Raw genomic sequence first — 24267 nt, 5'->3', positions numbered from 1 at the left:
TTAACTATTTAAATGGAGGTAAAGTTTTTGGATTTCAAGCAACTAGAAAATAAATTCGAAAAGAAAAAAGTGAATACATTTCTTGTTTATCAAAAAGGACAATTAACAACTGAGTATTATAAAACACCCGAATGTGCAAATAACTTATATAAAATAAATTCGATTACAAAAAGTATCGTATCTTTATTAATTGGTATTGCAATTGATAAGGGCTATATAAATGATATACATACACCGATCACAGAGTGGATTGAAAATGTACCTAGGGGAAAACATGATTTAACGCTATATCACTTATTAACAATGACTACTGGTGAGGACTGGAAAGAGTTTGGGAATGGAGTAGTATTCCCAAATGACTTTGTAGAATCAGAGAACTGGGTACAGTACATATTAGAAAAGCCAATAATTGAAGAACCTGCTACAAAAATGAATTATAATTCAGGTTCTTCTCATTTACTGAGCTATATTATTCAAGAAGCTACTGGAATGTCGACAGAGCGGTTTGCAAAGAAATATTTATTTAATCCATTAGAAATTAACGAATACGAGTGGCAACAAGATCCGCAGGGTATATATGTCGGCGGCTTCGGTATGAAAATGAAATCTACCGATTTGTTAAAATTAGGAAAATTATGTTTGCAAAATGGATATTGGAATGAAAAAGAAATTGTATCAGCGAAATGGTTAGAAGAGTCAAGTAGGGCGCATTTTGAAACATATGAACATGTCGGCGCATATGGATATCACTGGTGGGTATTACATACCGAAAGATTTCACATACCGTATTGTATATATTTCGCTATGGGATACGGTGGACAATACATCGTTATCATTCCTCAGTTAGAAGTAGTAGCTATTATAAGTAGTCATATGCCAAAACGTGGGCTCGTTCCATTAAAACTATTTATTGAGCATGTACAGGGAATTTCTAATTATATATAAGAAAAGGAGGGAATGTATGAAGGATGAAAAAATTTTATCTTTATTTAGATTCTGTTTAAGTCTTCTAGTATGTAGCGCCATTATTACGCAATTCATAATCAGGGCACAAGTGAAACCGTTCAATCCAGTTAACTTTTTTAGTTTCTTTACTATCGAAAGTAACATTTTAGTTGCATGTATTCTCCTTTTAAGTAGTATCGGAACAGCTACATTTGGTCGCTCAGAACAGTTTAGTATACTTCGTGGTGCGGCAACGGTATACATACTTACGACAGGACTCGTTTATTTTTTGTTACTAAGAGGGTTAGAAGAGTCACTTCAAACGGCAATACCATGGGTAAATACTGTGCTACATTATATCATGCCGATTGCAATGCTTTTAGATTGGATTTTAAATCCACCTATTAAGAAAATCACTTGGAAACAATCTGCAAGTTGGCTCTTATTCCCGTGTTTTTACGTTGTATATAGCTTAATACGTGGCCCAATCGTGAATTGGTATCCATATCCGTTTTTAGATCCAAGAATAGGTGGGTATGGTAAAGTACTTTTATACAGTATAGGGATAGCAGTTGTAATTGGCTCTATTTGTATATTGGTAAGATTTTTAGGGAATCGAAACTTTAGGGAAAAATTTTAGAAATGCAAGAACCCCCACTGTGTCTGTTTTAACAGTGGGGGTTTCACTTTATCCAGCTATTTGTCGGGCTGCCCGTAAAAGTCCGATTGGTGAGGGCGGATGATTAGTGGGAGATGAACAAAACCCCCACTGATTAAAGTTTCACTTTATCTACTCGTCTTCTGAAACGACAACTTTATAAATTTCTCCGTCTTCGTTTCAAATTCTACATCAACAAAAACACCGTATTCTTTTCCGTTCTCACGTAACCACAATTTAAATTTTTCAACAGTTATTTGAACTGTTTTTGGTTTTCTACCTATATGAAGATAGTCAATAATTTCTGCTTTTGGGTATTGTTCTTTCGTCTTTTCTACGGCAAGCTTACCCCATTTGGCATACGGCGGCTGCGCACGAACAATTGATGAGCCTGTATATATATTTGAACATGTTGTTAGGAACAGAATGACAAGTGCGACACGCTTTAACAATTTCTTCATGATGAACTCCTTTTATCTTTTTTGTATATTGTTTACATATTTTTTCAACGATATGAGTTTGGATTTTTTTGTCTTCTTTACATAAAAGCGAGGCTTTTACAAAACATAACCAAGAAATCATTTCCGTAATTAAGGAGGGAAAATTATGCACAAAAAGGCTATTTTTAAAATAGCAGTTTTACTTGCGTTCATAGGACTGTCTTTAATGGTCAGTAGTATACAACTAAAGAATGTAGAAGCTTTTTCTAATCAAGTCATTCAAAGAGGGGCATCTGGCGAAGATGTCATTGAACTGCAATCTCGTTTGAAATATAACGGATTTTATACGGGAAAAGTGGATGGTGTTTTCGGATGGGGTACATATTGGGCACTTCGGAATTTTCAAGAGAAATTCGGATTACCCGTTGACGGTTTAGCTGGAGCTAAAACGAAGCAAATGCTCGTGAAAGCAACGAAGTATGACAAGTCAACTGCTAATAAAGGGACGACAACAAATAAAGGAAATAGTGGTGGCACTGCACAAGAGAATAAACCACCTCAAAATAAAGGGACAAATGTGCCGAACGGTTATTCTCAAAATGATATTCAGCTTATGGCAAACGCAGTATACGGAGAATCACGCGGTGAACCATATTTAGGACAAGTTGCAGTAGCTGCTGTCATTTTGAACCGTGTTACAAGTGCGTCATTCCCAAATACTGTTTCAGGTGTAATCTTTGAGCCTAGAGCATTTACAGCGGTAGCCGATGGACAAATATATTTAACGCCAAATGAAACAGCAAAAAAAGCAGTTTTAGATGCGATTAACGGATGGGATCCAACAGGAAATGCTTTATATTATTTCAATCCAGATACTGCGACTAGTAAATGGATTTGGACTCGTCCACAAATTAAAAAAATCGGTAAACATATTTTCTGTAAATAGAGTGGAGGTGGGACAATGTTACGAGGTATTATCATTGTATTATTAACAGTAGGTGTAGTAGGAACAGGGTATTGGGGCTATAAAGAGCACCAAGAGAAAAATGCGGTTTTAATTCGAGCGGAAAATAGCTATCAACGTGCATTCCATGATTTAGCATACGAAGTCGATTTATTACACGATAAAATTGGCACAACACTTGCGATGAATTCACGATCATCTTTATCACCTGCATTAGCGGATGTATGGCGTTTAACATCTGAAGCTCGCTCAGATGTAGGGCAACTTCCTTTAACATTAATGCCATTTAATAAAACGGAAGAATTTTTAGCGAATATCGGTGATTTTAGTTACCGTGCAGCCATTCGTGATTTAGAAAAAGAACCGTTAAATGAGCAAGAATATAAAACGTTGCAAACTTTATATTCAAATGCAGGAAATATACAAGATGAACTAAGAAAAGTACAACATCTTGTTTTGAAAAATAATTTACGTTGGATGGATGTAGAAATGGCACTTGCATCAAATCGCGATCCAGCAGATAACACAATTATTGATGGATTGAAAACTGTAGAGAAAAACGTAACATCATATTCTTCTACAAACTTCGGACCGACCTTTACAAGTGCGCAAAAAAATAAAAAAGGCGGATTTGAAGCGGAAGGAAAGGCAATTTCTAAAGATGAAGCGGCGAAAATTGCCAAATCGTTTTTGAATTTAAAAGGAAATGAAAAAGTAGATGTTGAGAAAAGCGGAAAAGGTGCGAAAGAATCCTTCTATAGTGTGAAAATTAAAGATGAAGCAACGAACAATGAGTTCTATATGGATATTACCGGAAAAGGCGGATATCCAATTTGGGTTATGAATAACCGCGAAATTAAAGAACAGAAAGTTAGTTTAAACGATGCAGGTAGTAAAGGTTTGAAATTTTTAAAGGACCATAAGTTTAATAATATGGAGCTTTATGATAGCTCTCAATATGATAATGTTGGTGTATTTACGTATGTAGTAAATGAAAATGGAGTACGAATTTATCCAGAAGCAATCCAAATGAAAATTGCTTTAGATGATGGTTCTATCGTTGGGTTCTCCGCAAAAGAATATTTAGCATCACATCAAAAGCGAACAGTTCCATCGGCAAAGCTAACTGCAGCAGAAGCAAGAAAGAAAATCAATCCGGATGTAAAAGTCATGGAAGAACGTAAAGCTTTAGTAGTCAATGATTTGCATAATGAAGTACTTTGCTATGAATTTGTAGGCACATTAGGAAAAGATACGTACCAAATATTCATTAATGCTAATAGCGGGGCCGAGGAAAAGGTAAAGAAAATGCAAGCTGTTGAAAAAATTTATGATTAAACCTTAATAGTGAAGTGGTGAAAATAATGAAAACTCTAATATATATATTGATGCTTTGCTTTGTTATAACTGGATGCAGTATTGGAAAAAAAGACAATCCAAACGAAAAAACGGAACAAAAAAATGTTTCAATGAAAAATGTTAATTATACGAATAAATCAAATAAGCCAAATGAAAAAGCAGCAGATCATTTAGCATCTTTAGCGGCAAGTGTGCCAGGTGTGAATGATGCAACCGCGGTCGTTGTTGGAAAATATGCTATTGTAGGTATTGATGTAAAAGCAAAACTTGATCGAACTCGAGTTGAATCAATTAAATACTCTGTTGCAGAAAGTTTAAAAAATGACCCTGACGGTGCTAATGCAGTCGTTGTAGCAGATGTTGATACGTATGAACGCCTCAAACAAATTGGAAAGCAAATTAAAAAAGGAAAAACAGGTGAAGGTATACTAGATGAATTAGCCGCTATTGTGGGCCGAGTAATGCCACAAGTTCCAAATGATATGATAGAAAATAGAGAAACGAATCCAATTAAGGATAATGATAAACAATTACCAAAAGATGAAGAACAAGAGTTAAGAAAAGAACAGAATGATCAATCAAATAATCATTTGAATAAATGAAATTAGCCTCGTACTTAATTGTACGAGGTTTTTAAATATAATATTAAATATTCAGTTTATTTTTAAGGGAAAATATGGTTTAATTATGAGGGGAGGGACAACTGTTATGATGAAAAAAAGCGCATGTATATTGTTTAGTTTATGCTTAGGTTTCAGTATGACAGCGTGTGAACAGAGAAAAGAAGTGAAAAATCAAACAGCAACTTCTTCTACTGTGATGGAAAGGCAACAGAAAGAGTCTATCAATATAAATCATTTCTCGAGTATAAATGAAGGAATGACTTATACAGAAGTGAAAGATTTAATTGGTTTTGAAGGAGATTTACTTATAGAAGAAGGGGTAGAACATTCTCCACAAATTAAACAAATTTTTGCTTGGAAAGGAAACAATCCAAATTCATTTGTTGAAATTACCTTTTTAGATGGAAGAGTGCATTCAAAAGCACAGCAAGGTATAAGTTAATAAGCTAAAAAATGGGAGAGTTTAGCATGAACATACACACAGGGGAAATTCAATTAGTTCCGTATAAGGAGAAATATAAAGAAGTTATACAAACATTTACTTTACCAAGTGAACAAGTTCAGTTTACATCAGATCCAAGCGCATTACTGGAGAAAGCAAAAAGTGATCGTACAAAAAATGTGATTGTTATTTTAGATTACAATGGGGTACCGGTGGGTCTTCTCGCATTGCAAACAGGCGATAGAGTACAGGAATTTACAGACAATAAAAACGCTTTACTTTTAACCTCATTTTCTATAAATCACAATAGACAAAGAAAAGGATACGCTAAAAAGTCATTGTTATTATTAGACGAGTTTGTAAAACGTTATTTTCCAATAAAAAATGAAGTTGTACTTGCTGTGAATGAAAGAAATATTCCTGCACAAAATTTATATGCAAAAGTCGGCTTCCAAGATAAAGGTTTTAGAAGAATGGGACCAATAGGCCAACAAATAATAATGCATTTGTCTATAATGAAATAATGAGATAGAAAACTTACTCTTGAATATTCATGTAGTAGGTTTTTTTATTTTAATAATATACAATATATGTATATAAAATGAAATAGAAATGAAGGATATAAAAAATGAATCAAGATAGAAAATGGAATATCGTTGGGGGAAGAGTGATTAAAACTGGGATTGCAGTTTTTCTTACAGTGTTAGTTTGTGAATTTTTTAATATCTCAACTTGGAGTTATAAAAATGATTTAAAAGATTATAAACCAAATCATTATCATCACCATTTTTCAAGTGAGTATATTATTTTATTTGAGGTATTATCTATTCATGATATGTTAGAAGAATTAAAACAAATATCCGAGAAATATGAGTGGGGAAATCGATTCAATTGATAAGTTCATTTTATTGTGGGGGAAATAGTATGACACTTTATATTGCATTACTAAGAGGAATCAATGTCGGTGGACATAAAGTAATCAAAATGGCTGAGTTAAAACGAGTGTTTGAATCAATAGGGTTAAAACAAGTGAAAACGTATATACAAAGTGGTAATATCGTGTTCGAATCTGAGGAAGATATAAACTTTCTAAAAGACCGAATACAAACGGAAATAAAAAATGAATTTGATTTCGATGTTCCAGTCATGCTAAGAACACATGATGAATTTATAAATATTATTAAGCAATGTCCGTATGAAGTTCATTCATTGTTAGAAGGAGAAAGTGTTCATGTTGCTTTTTTAGCTAATGTACTTTCTGAAGAAGAGAGTAGTCAATTGCTTATATTTAAAAGTGAACTTGAAGATTGCTATATAGATGAGAAAGTCGTTTATTTGTTTTTCAAAAATAGCATTCGAAATTCTAAATTAATGAACCAGTTTCAGAAGTTACATACACCAGCTACAGTTAGGAATTGGCGGACTGTGAACAAATTAAAAGCAATTGTAGAGGGTATGTAAATATAAAAAGATGAGGTTTTCTACATGTAGAAAACCTCATCTTTTTATTTATATTGTTTTGCAACTACGAGTTCGACAATAGGATAAATAAAGAATGAAGAGCAAATTGCGATGAACAGAGGGAGGTTTTTTACTCCATCTAAATTAGCCCCCATAGAAAATCCTTCAGAGAAGATTAATATAAGGAACATTACAACTACAAGCACAAAATATGCAATTTTAAAGCTTTTATATGTAATTTGTTGTCCCATTTCATCTTGACTTTCTTCTGATACACCGTGGGGATCTCCCCAAGTAATGTAATTAATTAAATTACTAAGTATTAACGAAATAGCAAAAATCGTACCGCCCAAAATAGAACCTTCAGTTATGTATTTATATGTGCCATGTACTAGTATTGCAATTAATGCTAAAACAATGATTATAAAAATAATTTTTTTAGTATTCAATAAATAATTGCCCCCTCGATTGTAAAAAACTCTTTACAAATATAAGTATAAAATTGGAAAAGTATCATGTCAAATACTTTTTACATAAAATATGTAAGTATGCAATATTTTGGTTTTATGATAAATAAAAAATTACAATACATTTGAATGTAAAAGAATGGGCTCGCATATATTTGGAAGGGATGTCAGATTAATTTAGGGGGTAGTTATGTCTATACTTTTAAAAGCTGGTGCAGATGCAGGAAACAACGGTTTGAAGTTAATGGTGAAAGGGCAAGACCCTATTTTTATTCCCAGTATTTATTCTTTATATATAGGTGAGCCTACAGGACTCTTAGATGAGGTAGATGTTTCATTATCTGAATTAGAAAACCACATTGATGTGACTATAAGTTCGCCATCGTTAATGCTAAATAATGTACGATACATCGTTGGAGAAAAAGTCATTCAAGATCAATTAAAAGGTACTGAGGTAGAGAAGAAATCAAATAAGTCAACGGATGAGTTAATGGTTATTACAATACTATCAGGTTTGGCGGTAAGCGCTATGCGTCAAAGTCCAACTTCTAGCCATATTAATATTCGTTATGATTTATCTGTCGCTCTTCCTATGCAGCTTATTACACAAGAAATAGCTGCTGAAAATGCAAAACGTTATATGGGAAATCACAAGGTTATTTTCCATTATCCGAACGGACGCGATGTGACAATTAATGTTTCAATTGAGTATTGTAAATGCCTGCCTGAGGGGGCTTCTGGGACGTGGGGCATTGTATACGATGAAGAAGGAAATGTTGTGAAACATAAAATAGAATGTGAGCAAAATCAAGTTTCTGAAATTGATTTTGTAGATAAAACTCTACTCTCTTTTGATATTGGCGCAGGGACGACAGAAGAAGTCGTTTCATTAGGGGTGAATTTCCGTCCGCAACTAAGTAAAGGTTTATCTTATGGTGTAAAAGAGACGTTACTACAAATCATTACGAGATGGAACCGGAAGTATCCAACTAAAACGATTGATAGTATTACAGAATTCAATCAAATTTATTTAAATGATAAGCATCCGAGAAATACATTATTAGTTGAGGAATCACAGCCAGCGCTATTAGGTTTAGCAGCGCGTGTTGCAACAGATATTATAAATAAAATTGATGATATGAAAGACGATCCATACGTGTTTATTTATGGCGGGGGTGCAGTAATTATTAAAAACAGTTTAAAAATGATTTTAAAGCAAAAAGGACGACTCAAAAATGTAATCTTTGTAGATAATCCGTTATTTACAAATGCACGAGGATTATTAGTCTATACTTGTTCGCCAAAATATAGAGAGCATAAGCAAAAAGAGTTAGGATTTACAAACTTAACGATAAGTTAGTTGGTGGAAGTATGCGATCTAGGCGATATAAACGTGGTGATCGAGTAAAAATCAATATTCATAAATCGGTATCACCTGAAATGCTTGCGTGGCTGAATAAACAATCAAATCCAACTAATTTCTTCTTCTTTGCTGCGCAGCAACTATTTAAACAAGTAGGAGATATTGACGTTTCTAAAGCTTTACCAAGCAGCCATGTTTTCTCATTATATGTGGAGCCTTCATCCTTATTAAAAGTCGAAGTAAACCCTTTTAAAAACATGACACTAGACACAAATATATCCACCGAAAATGCAAAAAAAAAATTATGGGAATCTGTTGATCAATTAGATTGTCCATTTTTTTAAACATAGAAAAATATAAGAAGTCCCCATCACTATACATACGAATACAGTGATGGGGTTTTGTTTGTAAATGGAAGGGGTACAATACAATTTGTGACCCTTCCATTAGTTATTTATCTAAATTTTAGCTGTATGTTTAGAAACAGCATTAATTATGCTTTCCCAGTCATCTGGATGGTTTTCATGGCCTGCCCCTTTAAGGGTTAATAGTACTGAGTTTGGAATTTCATCAATTAGTGCGAGGCCATGTTCAAATGGTAGTGCTGTATCGTCTGTTCCGTGAATAACTAATGTAGGTGCTTGTATGGATTGAAGTACACCTTCATATGCATCATCACCTTGAAGTAAAGCGTGATTAAACATACTTAATAAATTGTTTGCGCGTTCTATTTCTTGTTTTACTTGTTTATAAACTCTATTTTCATCAAATATTCGTTCTGATCCACATAATAGACGAGATCCTGAAACTAAATACTCTGCCACATCATTTTTATTTGCCCAATCTATACTTGTGCCATTTACATGATGTGTTAAAATCCTTTCATCCATTGGAGGTAAATCGCGAGTATTGTCATCAGATCCTATTACACTAGTCGCTAGTAAAGTTAGCGTCAAAATTCTTTCGGGATGTTTTACAGCAGCAATTTGAGCAATCATACCACCTAATGACATACCAAATAGGTGAGCTTTATCAATATGATAAGCATCTAGTACTCCAATTGCATCTTCAGCCATATCTGTTACTGTATAATTGGAAGTTCTAGGTTCATAGGCAACAGAGCGTCCAACATCACGGTTATCAAAGCGAATAACAAACTTCCCCGTACTAGCCAACAGCTCACAAAACTCTTCGTCCCAATAAACCATGGAACATGTAGCGCCCATAATTAATAAAATAGCAGGGTTCTTAGGGTTCCCAAAGCTTTCTGTACATATATCAATTCCGTTTATTTTAAATATCTTTTCACTCATATAGTTAGGCCTCATTTCTTTTGAATTTAATTAATAAAACAGTTTTGGATGATTCTAAGATGTGTGTAAGATTCGTATTGGAATTTATCCCGCTATTTGCCGGGCAGTAAGAGTCCCATCTCAAAATTCCGGGAAAGTAAAGAAGTTGGGAGGGGACCAACTGCCCGGAAAAGCCCGATTGGCGAGGGTTGATTAAAGTTTCACTTTATAATGCTTCTTGCATAATTACCCCCAAAAATAATTATATGTTAATTCAAGGCAAAAAATTTTGAGAAATAATTGTATGTTATTAAAATAAACAGCAAGGAGGAGAGGAAATGAAAGCAATTGTTATTGATCAATATGGTAGTGTTGAAGAATTAAAAGAAAGGCAAGTTTTAAAACCGGTTGTTCAGAATAACGAAAAAGCTCAACAATAAATAATATCCCATACTATACATTTTCATTTTCAGGTATTATTTATTGTTAGCTATTGTGATATTACTTCTAACAAATACTGTTTCGTATTGTATCGTGTAATTTTTCTAATCCAATTTCCATATCTTTCTCGTTTAACATTGAATAGCTAATTCTTAATTGGTTATCATTTGTTTCGTAATTTAATAGACAAGCTGTTCCTGGTAAAAAAGAGACATCTACTTCATTTGCTTTTTGTAATAAGGTAAAGGGATCTATCGAATCAGGCAGTGTCACCCATAAATTAAAACCTCCATTTGGTATTTCAAAGTTTAGTTCTTTTAATGGCGACAATGTATCAATTGTTAAATCACGTCTCATTTGTAAAGCTGTACGTAATTTTTCTAAATGGTTTTTCATACGTTCTGCACGTAAAAATGGTAGAAGCGCCTTCTGTGTTAATAAAGGACTACCGATATCCATCGAACCTTTTACTGCATATAGCCATTCAAAAATAGGGCCATCGGCAATAAGTGCTGCGATACGCAGTCCTGGTGCTAACGTTTTACTAAATCCTTTTATATATATTACGTGGCCATCTTTATCAAAACTTTTGATTGGGGGCGGGACTATAGCATCCTCAAAATATATTTCTCCGAAAGAATCATCTTCAATAATAAAAAATTGATATAGCTCCGATAGTTCTATAAGTTCCATTCTTCGTTCTTTACTCATTACTGTACCTGTCGGATTCTGGAAGGTGGGATTCGTATACAATAAAACGGGATTTTTACTTTGACAAATATCATCAATTAAGTCGGAGCGAACTCCATGATTATCAAGAGAAACGGGAATGATTTGAACACCTTTATTGATGAAAATATCAAGCGCAGCACTGTAACATGGACTTTCTACTAATACAATATCTCCAGGTTTTAATAATGTTTGAGCAATTAAATCAATTCCTTGTTGTGCGCCGCTTGTAATTAATAATTGAGATGGGTCTGTCACTAATTTCTGGTGTTCATTTAAGTAATTTGCTATTTCAACTCGCAATTCATAATCGCCTTGAACTGGCCCATAAGTTGCTAACAACATCGGATTTTTATCCAGCAATTTATGCATTTCATCTGCCAAAAATGGATTTGGTAACAGACGAGGATACAGAATTGCTTGTGAAAAATTATAATATTTACGGTGCTTATTCATTGCATATTGAGAACGCATAACATTAATCGTTTTCGTTTGTTGCCATTTATACGGAATTGGTTTGAAATCTTTCTTTACCCGTTTATATATGTAAGCACCTTTTCCTTGTTCGATGCGTATATATTCTTTCTTTTCTAACTGCTTATATGCTTTACGAACAGTTAATAGACTAATCTGCAAATTTTCGGCCATAGAGCGTAAAGATGGGAGTGAGTCACCATGCGAAAGCATGCCACTTTGTACTCTTTCTACAATTTGCATATATATTTGCTGATAATACGGTATGTTGGATTCTTTACGAAGGACAATCTTCATGGTTTCACCTTTTTCGTTTTTATTTAATTAAAGCGAAAAATATAAATAGAATCAACTATGATTTTAGGTAACTGTTATATACGCAGATACACTGTTATACACCATACCCTCTATACTCATTTTAAGAGTAAAAAGGAGGAAGAAAAATGGTCATTTTTAATTACATTTTAGTATGTATTATTTTCGGGACAACATTTTTAACGATAAAAATTGGAATTGAAGCAGGCGCGCCACCGTTGTTTTCAGCAGGAATTCGCTTCTTTTTAGCGGGCATAATCCTTATGATTATTTTTAAATTCAAGCGAAAAGAAATTATGCCACATATATTTTCAAAACGCATTATGTATGCTGGATTTTGTTTAACATTTATGACATTCGCAAGTTTATATTGGTCAGAACAATATATTTCTTCAGGATTAGCTGCTGTTCTTTCTGCTACGGGACCAATGATGATTTTATTAATACAAGCAAAGAGGAATAGGGAGAAATTACAAAAGGAACAACTCGTTGCTTTAGTTATTGCACTAATAGGTGTTATATTTGTTTCTTTACCAGGAATGCATCAACAAGTAAGTTTCATATGGAGTATTGCTTGTATTGTTTTAGTTATAGGAGAGTTATTTTACGGAATAGGCTCTATTCGTTCGAAAGAAATACTTTCAGATCTATCAAATGTATCACCATTTCTTATTAACGGTATTCAAATGTTTTATGGAGGGATTTTACTACTAATCACATCTATTATTGTAGAACAACCAAATGTAACCGTATTAACTTCATGGAGTGTGCAATGGCCTATTTTATATCTCATATTTATCGGATCGATTGGTGGACACGGATTATATTACTGGCTCTTATCAAAAACAAATCCAGTATTTCCATCGACGTGGTTATATGTATCACCATTAATTGCAATAATTGTGGGATATATCATTTTAGGAGAACCTTTAAATCCTACAATGGGAATGGGGGCTTGTTTTATATTGATTGGTGTATTTTTGGCCAATCGTTCAACACTACGGGCTTATTTCAAAAAAGGGCGGTTATTAGAGAAGGAGATGTAGTTCCATAAAGCAACAGCCCTGTATATTATAGGACTGATAAAATAAAAAACACAGTTGGAAAAATAACCAACTGTGTTTTTTATAATTAATTCACTTTTTTAATAAAGCCTTTATAATGACGTTTTACAAGCTGGCTTTCTAGCGTCTTCATAGTTTCTAGTGCTACACCGACAATGATAAGTAAGCTTGTACCACCAATTTGAGCAGAAGGTGGTAACGTAGCAATTTTCGTGAATACGAGCGGTAATATAGAAATAGCACCTAAGAAAATTGCACCGATAAATGTTAAACGGTATAGAATTTTAGTTACATATTGTTCAGTTGCTTTACCAGGACGAATACCAGGAACATATCCATTTTGCTTTTTCAAATTCTCAGCCATTTGTTCAGGATTTACTTGAATAAATGCGTAGAAGTATGTGAAAGCAACGATAAGACCGACATAAAGTGTCATTCCAATTGGATGTGCGAAATCAAGATTTGCAACTAACCATTTTGATACGCTTGAATCAGGGAAGAGCTGCGCAATTGTACGCGGCGTCATTAAAAATGCAGAAGCAAAGATAACTGGTATAACACCAGCACTATTTACTTTAAGCGGTAAATGAGTGTTTTTTGCTCCTTGATATTGATTGTTTCCTGAAACAGCTTTTGCATATTGGATCGGTATTTTACGTACAGCTTGTTGTATGTAAATAACGCCAACAACTATCGCTAAAATTACGAGTCCAATTAAAACAATTTTTATTATGTGCATGAATAGCTGATCTCCAGCATTTTGGAATTGTTGTAAATAAATTTGATTTGCAACATTTGGAATCGCAGCAACGAGACCTGCGAAGATAATCATCGAAATACCATTACCAACTCCGTTAGCGGTAATTTGTTCGCCTAACCAAAGTAAAAATGCAGTACCTGCAGTTAAAACTGTCGCAATAAATAAGTATGTAGTCCAGCTTTGATCTGTTATTAATTGTCCACCTGCTATATTATTAAAGCCATAAGACATTCCGATGGCCTGTATGAATGCGAGAATGATTGTAAAGTATCGAGTGAATTGAGCTGATTTCTTACGGCCCATTTCTCCTTGCTTTGCCCATTCCGAAAACTTAGGTATAACATCCATTTGTAGTAATTGTACTATGATGGAAGCTGTAATATATGGTGTAATACCTACAGCAAAGATTGAGAAGTGTTGCAATGCTCCTCCGCCAAATACGTTTAACATACCTAGAACGTTAGCTTGATCTTGTACTTTTAATACCTCTGCGTTAGTATGAGGAACTGGAATAAACGTGCCAATTCGAAAAACGATTAACATCGCTAGTGTAAAAAGGATTTTCCTTCTTATCTCAGCTACTCTCATGAAATTTGAAATCGTACGAAACATTATGTCGCCTCCTATATTTTTATCAGTAAAAAACTGATTATTATACCCTATGAAGTAACCACAAACCTCCTTCCGCACTAAATTCATTTGACAAATGGATTTTCATACACTTTGTAGTTTTCACGGATATAAAAATATAAGGTGTTATATAAGCGACCTATACACTTCACGTAATCATTCAATACCCATAATATATCGAATAAATTAACAAATGTACATACATACGCATTAAAAATGAATAAATAGGGTCATTTTTTACATTTATTTAATGATAAATTGATAGGACATTATACTGGTAAATGCGCTTCGTATATTCCTTTAATCAATTAAAATCCTCCACCTTTTTATTTTCCTACAATCAATATATCGATTTAAAAAGACTTTAAAATCAAATAAAAGTATGAAAGTACATACTACTTTAGTAGTAGTAATAGTAATCAATTGTATTTCAATTAAAATTCATGTGATTAGAGGATTCTTTTTATTTAAGAAGGAATAAATATTTAAAGAAAGCTAAATAAACAGTGTACATATTTATAGGGGAGAAGATGTAAATGAAAGTTTTTATAAAAAAATTACCACCATTAAAAGTAGCGTATATAAGACGAACTGGTAGCTACTTTGAACCAAAAGATCACTGGGGAAAGTTACTGAATTGGTCAATTGAAAATAAACTTTATCCACCAGAGCAATCATTTATCGGAATATCATTAGATAATCCTGAACTTGTTGCAAGTCATAAGTGCCGGCATGATGCATGTGTTACGATTCCTGAAAACTTCGATAAAGAAAAGCATCATGATGTGCAATTTAAAAGATTAGATGGAGGTACATATGGTCTATACCAGTTCTATGATGAACCTCATAAATTAAGTGAAGCGTATCAATACATGTATGCAGAGTGGCTACCAAATAGTGAGTATGATGCAGATTATGATAGAGATAATTTAGAGTTTTGCTTAAATAATGTTGCTGAAGATCTAGACGGAAAGTTAAAGGTTAATTTATTTGTGCCAATTAAAAAGATATAAAAAACAAATAATTTCATTTGTAGCTTTAAAATGAAATTGGAATAGTAGTGAAAGAAAAACTTTTTTTGAAGATAATATTTCTAGCGTAGGAATTTAAGTATGTAGGTTGCAATGAAAGGAGAATCCACATGGATACATTTGTAAATGACAAGTTTTATGAAACGAGAGATCAATTAATTGAGGAAATTAATTTGTTGAGTGATGCTCAATTTAATAGGAAACCAGATAAGGATAAATGGAGTATTGCACAAGTTTGTCATCATTTAGTTTTATTAGATGAGAGAGTTATAACAGTTATTTCATCAGGATTAAAAAAGTTAGATAGTACCCAAAATGAGCGTAAAGAAATTCACACTATTTTATTAGATAGAACGAAAAAGTTTATAGCTCCAGAAATGATTGAACCAAGTATAGAACCATTTGAAGTGGAGCAAATGCTCAATATGCTAAACGAATCAAGAAAAGAATTGATGCGTTTCCTGAGTACAATAGAAGATGAGTCTATATTAGCGAAAAAATCAGTGATGCATCCAGCTCTTGGAGAATTATCCCTTGATCAGTGGATAGAACTGATCTATTTACATGAACAGCGTCATATTTCACAAATAAAAGAGATAAAATTGCTTTGTGAAATTGAAAAGTAAAAATCATTCCCTATTTATTGATGCGTATTATAAACAGGGAAAACGGTTGATTCATATTGATTCAGAAGAAAACAAAAATAGAATGAAATTAGTTGAAAGTAACCAATAAACTTAAGAAAATATGAAACTATCCGATTTTCTGTATAAGTGTAACCCCGTCTTAAATGAAGAACGGGGTTATTTTTTTGGAAGTATTTTCATTGAGAAGGAAATACTTCGACAATGAAATTCAAAAAAATAATCATCATAACATATTTTATATGCGAATTTTAGTAAATTGAAATAATGATTTTATAATGATGAATGATATGTCCTTATTTTGAAAGTACTCTTCACACGCTTAAGGAAGGGGTATTCTGTCAGGAAACGATAAAATACAATTCTGTTAGGGGATGTATGCAATTTATTCTCTTTATTTTGCAACAGAACTACCTTCAAAATTACCTTTTGTAGTTGAAGTTTCCTGAATAATAAGTTACATTTTTAAAGTTCAAGCAACTTTATGAAAGTACAAAAAGGGGAGAAATATTATTATTATGCAAAAAATGAAATGGAAGAACTATGTATGTTGCTTTGTAATTCTATTACTGCTTGGAACAGCAGTAATAGTCAAACCACCTATCTCTAAGGCTGAGGAATCTGAAGTTAATATCACATTGTTAGGTACTGCAGATATTCATGGTAGATTTATGCCTTGGGATTATGCGCTTGATGGAGCAAATATGAGTGGAAGTTTGACGCAGCTTTATACGGTTATAAAGAAGGTCCGTCAAGAAAATCCAAATACCATATTAGTAGATGCTGGGGATACAATTCAAGGAAACTCAGTAGAATTATTCAACGATAAACCACAATCGCCAATGATGGTAGCGATGAATACAATGGGATATGACGCCTGGGCATTTGGAAATCATGAATTCAATTTTGGATTAGATACATTGAAAAAAGTTAGTGAGCAATATAAGGGAAAAACGTTAGCAGGAAATATTTATAAGGAAAATGGAGAGCGCTTTCTTCCTGCATATACAATTGTAGAAAAAGGTGGAATTAAAGTTGGGATTATTGGTATGAATACACCAATGATTAGTGATTTTGAAAAAGGGACAGATCACTTAGATGGTTTAGTGGTGAAAAATCCGGTAGAAGAGACGAAAAAGGCAATTAAGGAATTAGAAGGTAAAGTAGATGTAATGGTAGGAGTTATGCATATGGGATTAGAAAATGAGAATGGTATCCCTGGTACTGGTGTTCAAGATATTGCAAATGCTTGTCCGGAACTAAGCGCTATTTTTGCGGCTCACATGCATAAACTTGTAAAAAAAGAAGTTGTAAATGGCGTAATTATTACAGAACCAGATAAATATGGAACACATATTTCACGTATTGACCTTACTTTTACAAAGCAAGATGGGAAGTTGACTTTAAAAAATAAAACTGCTACCGCTATACCTGTAAAAAATGCTGATGGAACAACGATATTATCTGATCCTACACTTGAAGAAACATTAACACCTTTTCACGAATATGCGAGAGGAGATGCAAATGTTGTAGTCGCTCAATTAAAGGGGAGAAATCTTGTTCCTGAAAATGAAATAAAAGGTATTCCAAGTGTTCAGATTCAAGAAACACCTTTATCAGATTTCTTTCATGAAGTCATGCTCTACTACAGTAAAGCGGATGTAGTAGCCCATCAAATTGATAATGATTATGCCCGTTTGGATATAGGTCCTATTAAGAAAAAAGATATTGCGTACAATTACCAATATGCCTTGGGAGAAATTACAGTATATAAGATTTCTGGAAAAGATTTAAAAGACTATATGGAATGGGCAGCAGGATATTTTAACTCATCTCGTGCCGGAGATGTAACCGTTAGCTTTGATAAAACCCGCCGTGCATCTAAATACAGTACGAACGATTTCTTTGGAGGCGTAAAATACGAAATTGACTTAACAAAACCATATGGAAGTAGAATTACAAATTTACGCTCTATTCGTACAAACAAACCAATCAAAACGAGCGATGTTATGACGCTGGGAATGAATGCATATAGAATGGAGGCTCTTCAGGCAAAAGGGGGAGCTTTAGAGGGGCGTAAGTTTGAACAAATTTGGTCATCTAAACAAGAGAATGCATTTGGAGAAACTGGTGGAACCATTCGTAACCTTGCTATTACATATTTAAAAGAGGTAAAGAACGGTGTATACACACCAAAAGTTATGCGTAATTGGAAAATTACTGGTGTAGATTTACATTCTTCAGAGCATAAGGCTGTAGTTGATCTTGTGAATAAAGGGATTTTAGAAATTCCAAAAACAGAAGACGGAAAATACACAAATATAGCATCTATAAATACGAAAGACTCAATTTCAAAAGAAGAGATTGTAGCACTCGCACAAAAAGCAAATATTAATCCAAATGAGTTTAATCATGCAAAGACAAAAGGTGAATTTTATAAAAAACTTAATAGGATTACTAAAAAAATATAAATTATAAGGTTTCTTATAGTAATTGTTATTTTAATAGTATGAAACCCACTCTTACAATAGTAAAGAGTGGGTTTTTATGTTGTTATTTAGATGTAAGTATACTTTTATTAGAATGAATATAGATAATTAATAACTAACCAATTGGATGAGTGTCTATAAGGATTCTCTTTTATTCAAAATAATGTACATATGTGTTCCGTTCATTATTTATAATATTGACCACAATTTATGTAATTTTGCATAATGTTACATAAATTTCGTATTTTCTCTTTTTTCCGACAGGAATAGACAGTATACTTTGTACAAGCTTTCTATTTCAAAAATTATACGAGGTGAAATAATGAAAAACAAAAAGACATTAACTAAGGTAGCATTAACAACAGGATTAGCTTTAACAGCTGTGGCACCATATGGCGTAGGTCATGCGGAGGAAACAGATCAACTACAAGTTCAAATTCAAGAGGAATCGTTCCGTTCGGGTGAACTTACACAGCCGTCACAAAAGGCACCAGAAAATGTAGTAAAGGATGCACTTAAGGAGAAAACAGAGCAAGCTCTGTCCCAAAAACAAGTCAATGGAGAAGCAGGGGTAGATTATAAAGTCCTTCAAAAACGTGGTTCGTATGATGGAACTACACTTGTGCGTATGCAGCAAACATACGAAGGAAAAGAAGTATATGGCCATCAATTAACTGCACACGTAGATAATAAGGGTGTTATTAAAAGTGTTTCAGGTGATAGCGCGCAAAATTTAAAACAAGAAGAATTGAAAAAACCTATTAATCTATCAAAAGATGAAGCAAAACAATTTATTTATACGAAGTACGGTAACGATATCAAGTTTATTTCTGAGCCAGAAGTTAAAGAGGTTATTTTTGTTGATGAAGATAATGGAGAAGCTAAAAATGCATACCAAGTTACCTTTGAAGCTGCAACACCAAACTATGTTTCTGGTACTTATTTAGTAAATGCACAAAATGGTGATATGTTAAAAAATATGGTACAAGAATCTAACTTAAAAGCCAGTGACAAACTAGTTGGAGCTTTAAAGAAAAGTAAACAAAGCAGTCTTACATCATTAACTGGAACAGGAAAAGATGATTTAGGTATTTCTCGTTCATTTGGTATCTCTAAACAAAGTAATGGCAAATATGCTCTTGCTGATTATACAAGAGGGCAAGGCATTGAAACATATGATGTGAATTACAGAGATATTACTAAAGAAGAAAGCTATTATCCTGGTACATTAGCGACTAGTACTTCGGCAACATTTAACGATCCGAAAGCAGTAAGTGCTCATTACTTAGCAACAAAAGTATTTGATTTTTATAAAGATAAATACAAGCGTAATAGCTTTGATAATAAAGGACAAAAAGTAGTTTCAGTTGTACACGCTTGGGATTCTGAAGAGACGAATGATCCGAAAAATTGGCAGAATGCATTAAGTGCTAATAATGGAAGTATGCTTGTATATGGCGATCCTATTGTTAAAGCATATGACGTAGCTGGACATGAATTTACACACGCTGTTACTTCTAGCGAATCTAATCTTGAATATTACGGAGAATCCGGTGCGATTAATGAGGCATTATCTGATATTATGGGAACATCTATTGAGAAATACGTAAATAATGGAAAATTCAACTGGACAATGGGAGAACAAACGGGATCTGTTTTCCGTGATATGGAAAACCCAGCTTCTGTTCCATCTTCACTTGGAGTACCTTATCCAGATGATTACAGTGAATTTAACGATTTTAATGGATGGGATCAAGGCGGTGTTCATTTTAATTCAAGTATTATTAATAAAGTTGCGTATCTCATTGCGAAAGGCGGAACTCATAACGGAGTAACTGTTAAAGGAATTGGTGAAGATAAAATGTTTGATATTTTCTATTATGCAAATACAGATGAGTTAAACATGACTTCTAATTTCAAAGAATTGAGATCAGCATGTATTCGAGTGGCAACTAATAAATATGGTGCGAATACAGCTGAAGTTCAAGCAGTTCAAAAAGCATTTGATGCAGCAAAAATTAAGTAATTTAGAAATATAGTTCTCATTCATATATTAATACATTATGAAAAACAGCTAATGTCATTTTAAGGATATTAGCTGTTTTTTTCATAGCAATGTATTATTGAAAATAAACTGACTAAGCAATAATGAGGCGCTTTCTCTTTAAGAAGTAGCGACAAATAAATAAGGTTTAAAGTGTATAAAAACAGAAAATTAATAATATATTGACCTCTTGATAGAAAGTCTATAAAATGAAAGCGATAACAAACGATTGCTTTAAAATGATTTCCCTGATCTTTTAGCATTTACAAACATATGAAGGCATTAACAAATCTATTTTTTTAAGTATTAATGCAAACGTTTCCGTAATAAAAAGGTCATTGAAATACATACGTGAAAATAGTCAATATGGAGGTGAAGTTAAAGAGATTTCTAGATAAATTTAAGCAGTTTTATTCAGTGAAAGCATAATAAATCGTTAGTAATATTTGAAGAAAGGGTGTATGTGGTGCAAATTACAAAAAGATTAATTAATAAAACAGTTTTATTACTTACTTTAATCATTATGTTATCATCTGTTTTCTCTTTTCAGAGTGTGAAGGCAGTTTCAAATTCGAAAACAACTGAAATTATCATTCATTACAAAGAAAAGCTTGGAAATACAAAAGACTGGAATCTTTGGTTATGGGGAGAAAATGCAAATGGTACATCTTATGAATTTACTGGTGAAGATGAATTTGGAAAATACGCTAAGATAAAAATAGACGGTGACTATAATCGTGTAGGATTTATAGTTCGAACAAATGAATGGGAAAAAGATGGTGGGGATCGTTGGATTGAAAATATAAAGGACGGTCGTGCTGAAGTATGGATTCTTTCGGGTGATGAAAAAGTATATAACTCTAAGCCTTCATCGGATCTCTCAATTCAAAAAGCAACTATTGATAGTTTCAATGAAATTACTGTAACGACTAATGTCCCGTTTCATATTAAGGAAAAGAAAATTGAAATTGAAGGCATTAAAATTAAAAATATTACTCCTTATGATACAAACAGTGGAGATATTACTAATAAGGTTAAAATAATTACGGAACAGAGAATTGATTTAAAACAAACATACAAAGTTAAAATTGAAAACTTAGCTGATACGAATACTGAAATTGGTAAAGTCATTCGTAGCGAAGAATTTGATAATTTATTTTATTATGGTGGTAACGATTTAGGAAATACATATACTCCGCAACATACAAAGTTCCGTTTATGGGCTCCTACTGCAAGTGAAGCGAAGTTAGTTACATATAAAAACTGGAACGATAAAATAGGTGCTGAAATAAACATGCAACAAGGTGAAAAGGGAACTTGGACAGCAGAACTAAAGGGGAACCAAAAAGGGCTCTTTTATACGTATAAGGTCAAAATTGGTGATAAGTGGACTGAAGCGGTTGATCCATATGTGCGTGCTGCTTCTGTAAATGGGGATAAAGGGGCAGTCGTTAATTTAGAAGAAACAAATCCGAAAAAATGGAAAGCAAACAAAAAGCCAAAATTTAAAAATCCGGAAGATGCTATTATTTATGAGTTACATGTACGCGATCTTTCCATCCAACCTGAAAGTGGTATTAAACAGAAAGGGAAGTATTTAGGTGTAACAGAAAAAGGAACAAAAGGGCCAGAAGGTGTAAAAACAGGACTTGATCATATAAAGGATCTAGGTGTTACTCACGTTCAGTTTTTACCGATATTTGATTATGCTTCTGTAAATGAAGAGACTTTAAATGAACCGCAATATAACTGGGGATATGATCCTAAAAATTTCAACGTTCCAGAAGGCTCCTATTCTACAAATCCTTATGAGCCGACTGTGCGAATAACTGAATTGAAGCAAATGGTTCAAACACTACATGATAATAATCTTCGAGTAGTGATGGATGTAGTATATAACCATATGTATAACGCTGCTGAATCTAATTTCCATAAGTTAGTTCCAGGTTATTATTATCGTTACAATGAAGATGGAACATTTGCAAATGGAACTGGAGTAGGAAATGATACTGCTTCAGAAAGAAAAATGATGAGGAAATTTATGATAGATTCCGTCACATATTGGGCAAAAGAATACAATTTAGATGGATTCCGTTTTGATTTAATGGGTATTCATGATTATGAAACGATGAATGAAATACGTAAAGCTGTTAATCAAATTGACCCTTCTATTATACTACACGGAGAAGGATGGGATTTAAATACACCTCTTGCAGCTGAGCTGAAAGCAAATCAAAAAAATGCAGAGAAAATGAAAGGGATTGCTCATTTTAACGATAATATACGTGATGGGTTGAAAGGTAGTGTATTTGAGGAAAAGGAAAATGGTTTTATAAATGGAAAGGAAAACATGGAAGATCGTATTAAAAAAGGTATTACGGCAGGTATTGACTACGATACAAATTCGTCTACCTATCAAGATCCGGAACAGGTATTAACTTATGTGGAAGCACATGACAATCATACATTATGGGATAAACTTGAGTTAACTAATTCAGGTGACAGTGAAGAAGTGCGAAAACAAATGCACAAATTGTCTTCTTCAATTTTATTAACATCACAAGGAGTTCCATTTTTACATGCAGGGCAAGAGTTTATGCGGACGAAATACGGTGATCATAATAGTTACAAATCTCCAGATTCAATTAACCAGATGGATTGGCTGCGCCGTGCAACGTTTAATAATGAAGTAGATTATATGAAGGGTTTAATAGAATTACGCAAAAAGTACTCAGCTTTTCGAATGACATCTGCAGAGCAAATAAAAACACACGTATCATTTATTGATGCTCCGAAAAATACTGTAGCTTATACAATAGAGGGGAATAAAAATGAATACTTTACAGTGGCTCACAATGCAAATAGAGAAGCTGTTGAAATAACACTTCCATCGAAAGGGCCTTGGAAAGTACTAGTAGACAGCAAGCAGGCGGGAAGTAAACCACTTTATGTTGTCCATGACAATAAAATTAAAGTTCCTGCATTAAGTTCATTTGTCTTAAAAACAGAGAAACCGATTAAATAAAAGCGAAGAATGTGGAAATAAATACTGCATTGAGCAAATTTAACAAGGATTGCAAATAAAAAAAGCGAAGTGAAGATTATTCTCACTTCGTTTTTAAAGTTAATGTAATATAATTTCACATACTGTAATTATATTACAATTTAATAAAAGAAATAAGCAATAGATTATTTCTTTTGTGACAGTAGGAGGAGAAGATATCTTTGAGTTTATTTATAAAATTACCTGAAATCCATTCGTAATTCATATAATGTTTATTATATATTCGCACATATAACGAACTAGATGTTCGAGTTGTATTAATTCCTACAAATCGTTTAAAAATAACAAAGGCGTAAAAAGTATATGGAATTAAAATAGAGAAAAGACACCATTCAAGGTGTCTTTTCTCTATTTTGAATATGAAATGTAAGTAACTCGATTGTATGTAATAGTATGTGATATTTTCACACTAACTGATTAAGAAAAATTTAAAACTCTTTTCTTAATCTATTTGTAATAAATTACATCATAAAATTTTATCGATATAATAAATAAAACTTTCTCAACATTATTTGATTTAATAACTATATTCAACCGCTCTCCAATCCATTACAATAATTTCACATTG

21 protein-coding genes and 1 pseudogene are annotated in these 24267 nt (G+C 33.1%); 17 read left to right on the top strand and 5 right to left on the bottom strand.

What is annotated here, in order from left to right; translation table 11 throughout:
• Positions 1-27: 27 nt before the first annotated feature.
• Entirely contained in the window at positions 28-945 is a 918-nt protein-coding gene (locus tag D1166_RS07960; protein WP_097856004.1) for a serine hydrolase domain-containing protein, read from the top strand.
• 16 nt (positions 946-961) lie between these two features.
• Entirely contained in the window at positions 962-1585 is a 624-nt protein-coding gene (locus tag D1166_RS07955) for a Pr6Pr family membrane protein (RefSeq protein WP_000650950.1), read from the top strand.
• A 146-nt stretch (positions 1586-1731) separates the two neighbouring features.
• On the opposite strand, the gene D1166_RS07950 is transcribed toward D1166_RS07955, so the two are convergent.
• A complete protein-coding gene (locus D1166_RS07950) occupies positions 1732-2064 on the bottom strand; it encodes a DUF3889 domain-containing protein (protein WP_097856005.1) in 333 nt (110 codons plus the stop codon).
• A 145-nt stretch (positions 2065-2209) separates the two neighbouring features.
• Between D1166_RS07950 and sleB the strand changes: the two genes are divergently transcribed.
• The 7 genes and pseudogenes from sleB (at position 2210) to D1166_RS07910 (ending at position 6892) form a co-directional block, all read left to right on the top strand.
• Positions 2210-2989: a spore cortex-lytic enzyme gene (gene sleB, locus D1166_RS07940; protein ID WP_000549033.1), complete on the top strand. Its 780-nt coding sequence runs from the start codon at positions 2210-2212 to the stop codon at positions 2987-2989.
• Between the two features lie 15 nt (positions 2990-3004).
• Positions 3005-4345, top strand: coding sequence for a germination protein YpeB (gene ypeB / locus D1166_RS07935; RefSeq protein WP_000943727.1), 1341 nt, complete (start codon positions 3005-3007; stop codon positions 4343-4345).
• Between the two features lie 26 nt (positions 4346-4371).
• Positions 4372-4968: a YhcN/YlaJ family sporulation lipoprotein gene (locus D1166_RS07930; RefSeq protein WP_000854059.1), complete on the top strand. Its 597-nt coding sequence runs from the start codon at positions 4372-4374 to the stop codon at positions 4966-4968.
• Between the two features lie 106 nt (positions 4969-5074).
• Positions 5075-5431 (top strand): hypothetical protein, encoded by a 357-nt coding sequence (locus tag D1166_RS07925; RefSeq protein WP_000976445.1) that lies wholly within the window; start codon positions 5075-5077, stop codon positions 5429-5431.
• Between the two features lie 11 nt (positions 5432-5442).
• Positions 5443-5955: a GNAT family N-acetyltransferase gene (locus D1166_RS07920; protein ID WP_118043267.1), complete on the top strand. Its 513-nt coding sequence runs from the start codon at positions 5443-5445 to the stop codon at positions 5953-5955.
• Positions 5956-6059: 104 nt separating this feature from the next.
• Positions 6060-6131 (top strand): annotated as a pseudogene (locus tag D1166_RS32295) (hypothetical protein); the annotation flags it as partial.
• A gap of 224 nt (positions 6132-6355) precedes the next feature.
• The gene (locus D1166_RS07910; RefSeq protein ID WP_000177395.1) at positions 6356-6892 is read left to right on the top strand and encodes a DUF1697 domain-containing protein; all 537 of its coding nucleotides are present in this window, start codon (positions 6356-6358) and stop codon (positions 6890-6892) included.
• Positions 6893-6936: 44 nt separating this feature from the next.
• Here the strand turns inward: D1166_RS07910 and D1166_RS07905 are convergent, their stop codons facing one another.
• Positions 6937-7341 (bottom strand): hypothetical protein, encoded by a 405-nt coding sequence (locus D1166_RS07905; protein ID WP_097856008.1) that lies wholly within the window; start codon positions 7339-7341, stop codon positions 6937-6939.
• A gap of 208 nt (positions 7342-7549) precedes the next feature.
• Here D1166_RS07905 and D1166_RS07900 point away from each other — a divergent pair, with 208 nt between their 5' ends.
• Together D1166_RS07900 and D1166_RS07895 are read left to right on the top strand one after the other, a co-directional pair.
• On the top strand, positions 7550-8719 hold the full coding sequence (locus tag D1166_RS07900) for a ParM/StbA family protein (protein WP_000025622.1): 1170 nt from the start codon (positions 7550-7552) through the stop codon (positions 8717-8719).
• 11 nt (positions 8720-8730) lie between these two features.
• A complete protein-coding gene (locus D1166_RS07895; protein ID WP_001257759.1) occupies positions 8731-9066 on the top strand; it encodes a hypothetical protein in 336 nt (111 codons plus the stop codon).
• A 114-nt stretch (positions 9067-9180) separates the two neighbouring features.
• On the opposite strand, the gene mleBCA is transcribed toward D1166_RS07895, so the two are convergent.
• Positions 9181-10035, bottom strand: coding sequence for a BCA family alpha/beta fold macrolide esterase (gene mleBCA, locus D1166_RS07890; RefSeq protein WP_097856009.1), 855 nt, complete (start codon positions 10033-10035; stop codon positions 9181-9183).
• A 486-nt stretch (positions 10036-10521) separates the two neighbouring features.
• A complete protein-coding gene (pdxR, locus tag D1166_RS07885) occupies positions 10522-11955 on the bottom strand; it encodes a MocR-like pyridoxine biosynthesis transcription factor PdxR (RefSeq protein WP_097856010.1) in 1434 nt (477 codons plus the stop codon).
• Positions 11956-12101: 146 nt separating this feature from the next.
• On the opposite strand from pdxR, the gene D1166_RS07880 reads away from it, so the two are divergent.
• Positions 12102-13019: a DMT family transporter gene (locus D1166_RS07880; RefSeq protein ID WP_097856011.1), complete on the top strand. Its 918-nt coding sequence runs from the start codon at positions 12102-12104 to the stop codon at positions 13017-13019.
• Between the two features lie 85 nt (positions 13020-13104).
• Here the strand turns inward: D1166_RS07880 and secY are convergent, their stop codons facing one another.
• The gene (gene secY, locus D1166_RS07875; RefSeq protein WP_000490135.1) at positions 13105-14409 is read right to left on the bottom strand and encodes a preprotein translocase subunit SecY; all 1305 of its coding nucleotides are present in this window, start codon (positions 14407-14409) and stop codon (positions 13105-13107) included.
• Positions 14410-14963: 554 nt separating this feature from the next.
• Between secY and D1166_RS07870 the strand changes: the two genes are divergently transcribed.
• From D1166_RS07870 to pulA, 5 genes are all read left to right on the top strand, one after another.
• Positions 14964-15440, top strand: a complete 477-nt coding sequence (locus tag D1166_RS07870) for an AraC family transcriptional regulator (protein WP_118043266.1) — start codon at positions 14964-14966, stop codon at positions 15438-15440.
• A gap of 128 nt (positions 15441-15568) precedes the next feature.
• Entirely contained in the window at positions 15569-16084 is a 516-nt protein-coding gene (locus tag D1166_RS07865) for a DinB family protein (RefSeq protein ID WP_097861603.1), read from the top strand.
• A gap of 536 nt (positions 16085-16620) precedes the next feature.
• Positions 16621-18573, top strand: coding sequence for a bifunctional metallophosphatase/5'-nucleotidase (locus tag D1166_RS07860; protein ID WP_097861604.1), 1953 nt, complete (start codon positions 16621-16623; stop codon positions 18571-18573).
• A 340-nt stretch (positions 18574-18913) separates the two neighbouring features.
• On the top strand, positions 18914-20617 hold the full coding sequence (locus D1166_RS07855; RefSeq protein WP_097856015.1) for a M4 family metallopeptidase: 1704 nt from the start codon (positions 18914-18916) through the stop codon (positions 20615-20617).
• Positions 20618-21101: 484 nt separating this feature from the next.
• Positions 21102-23660 carry a type I pullulanase gene (pulA, locus tag D1166_RS07850; RefSeq protein ID WP_097856016.1) on the top strand — a complete coding sequence of 853 codons (2559 nt, stop codon included), beginning with the start codon at positions 21102-21104 and terminating at the stop codon, positions 23658-23660.
• The last annotated feature ends 607 nt before the right edge of the window (positions 23661-24267 follow it).

Origin of the sequence: Bacillus sp. ISO11 (assembly GCF_003458115.1) — a bacterium.
Lineage (GTDB): Bacteria > Bacillota > Bacilli > Bacillales > Bacillaceae_G > Bacillus_A > Bacillus_A cereus.
This window is presented reverse-complemented; position numbering and strand designations above follow the sequence as displayed.

Excerpts from the sequence above, each read along its gene's own strand:
- D1166_RS07900 (WP_000025622.1), top strand. The coding sequence starts at position 7,550 with ATGTCTATACTTTTAAAAGCTGGTGCAGATGCAGGAAACAACGGTTTG.
- secY (WP_000490135.1), bottom strand. The coding sequence starts at position 14,409 with ATGTTTCGTACGATTTCAAATTTCATGAGAGTAGCTGAGATAAGAAGG.
- sleB (WP_000549033.1), top strand. The coding sequence starts at position 2,210 with ATGCACAAAAAGGCTATTTTTAAAATAGCAGTTTTACTTGCGTTCATA.
- D1166_RS07955 (WP_000650950.1), top strand. The coding sequence starts at position 962 with ATGAAGGATGAAAAAATTTTATCTTTATTTAGATTCTGTTTAAGTCTT.
- D1166_RS07950 (WP_097856005.1), bottom strand. The coding sequence starts at position 2,064 with ATGAAGAAATTGTTAAAGCGTGTCGCACTTGTCATTCTGTTCCTAACA.
- D1166_RS07860 (WP_097861604.1), top strand. The coding sequence starts at position 16,621 with ATGCAAAAAATGAAATGGAAGAACTATGTATGTTGCTTTGTAATTCTA.
- D1166_RS07925 (WP_000976445.1), top strand. The coding sequence starts at position 5,075 with ATGATGAAAAAAAGCGCATGTATATTGTTTAGTTTATGCTTAGGTTTC.
- pdxR (WP_097856010.1), bottom strand. The coding sequence starts at position 11,955 with ATGAAGATTGTCCTTCGTAAAGAATCCAACATACCGTATTATCAGCAA.
- D1166_RS07910 (WP_000177395.1), top strand. The coding sequence starts at position 6,356 with ATGACACTTTATATTGCATTACTAAGAGGAATCAATGTCGGTGGACAT.
- D1166_RS07930 (WP_000854059.1), top strand. The coding sequence starts at position 4,372 with ATGAAAACTCTAATATATATATTGATGCTTTGCTTTGTTATAACTGGA.
- D1166_RS07865 (WP_097861603.1), top strand. The coding sequence starts at position 15,569 with ATGGATACATTTGTAAATGACAAGTTTTATGAAACGAGAGATCAATTA.
- D1166_RS07870 (WP_118043266.1), top strand. The coding sequence starts at position 14,964 with ATGAAAGTTTTTATAAAAAAATTACCACCATTAAAAGTAGCGTATATA.
- D1166_RS07880 (WP_097856011.1), top strand. The coding sequence starts at position 12,102 with ATGGTCATTTTTAATTACATTTTAGTATGTATTATTTTCGGGACAACA.
- D1166_RS07895 (WP_001257759.1), top strand. The coding sequence starts at position 8,731 with ATGCGATCTAGGCGATATAAACGTGGTGATCGAGTAAAAATCAATATT.
- D1166_RS07920 (WP_118043267.1), top strand. The coding sequence starts at position 5,443 with ATGGGAGAGTTTAGCATGAACATACACACAGGGGAAATTCAATTAGTT.
- ypeB (WP_000943727.1), top strand. The coding sequence starts at position 3,005 with ATGTTACGAGGTATTATCATTGTATTATTAACAGTAGGTGTAGTAGGA.
- D1166_RS07855 (WP_097856015.1), top strand. The coding sequence starts at position 18,914 with ATGAAAAACAAAAAGACATTAACTAAGGTAGCATTAACAACAGGATTA.
- mleBCA (WP_097856009.1), bottom strand. The coding sequence starts at position 10,035 with ATGAGTGAAAAGATATTTAAAATAAACGGAATTGATATATGTACAGAA.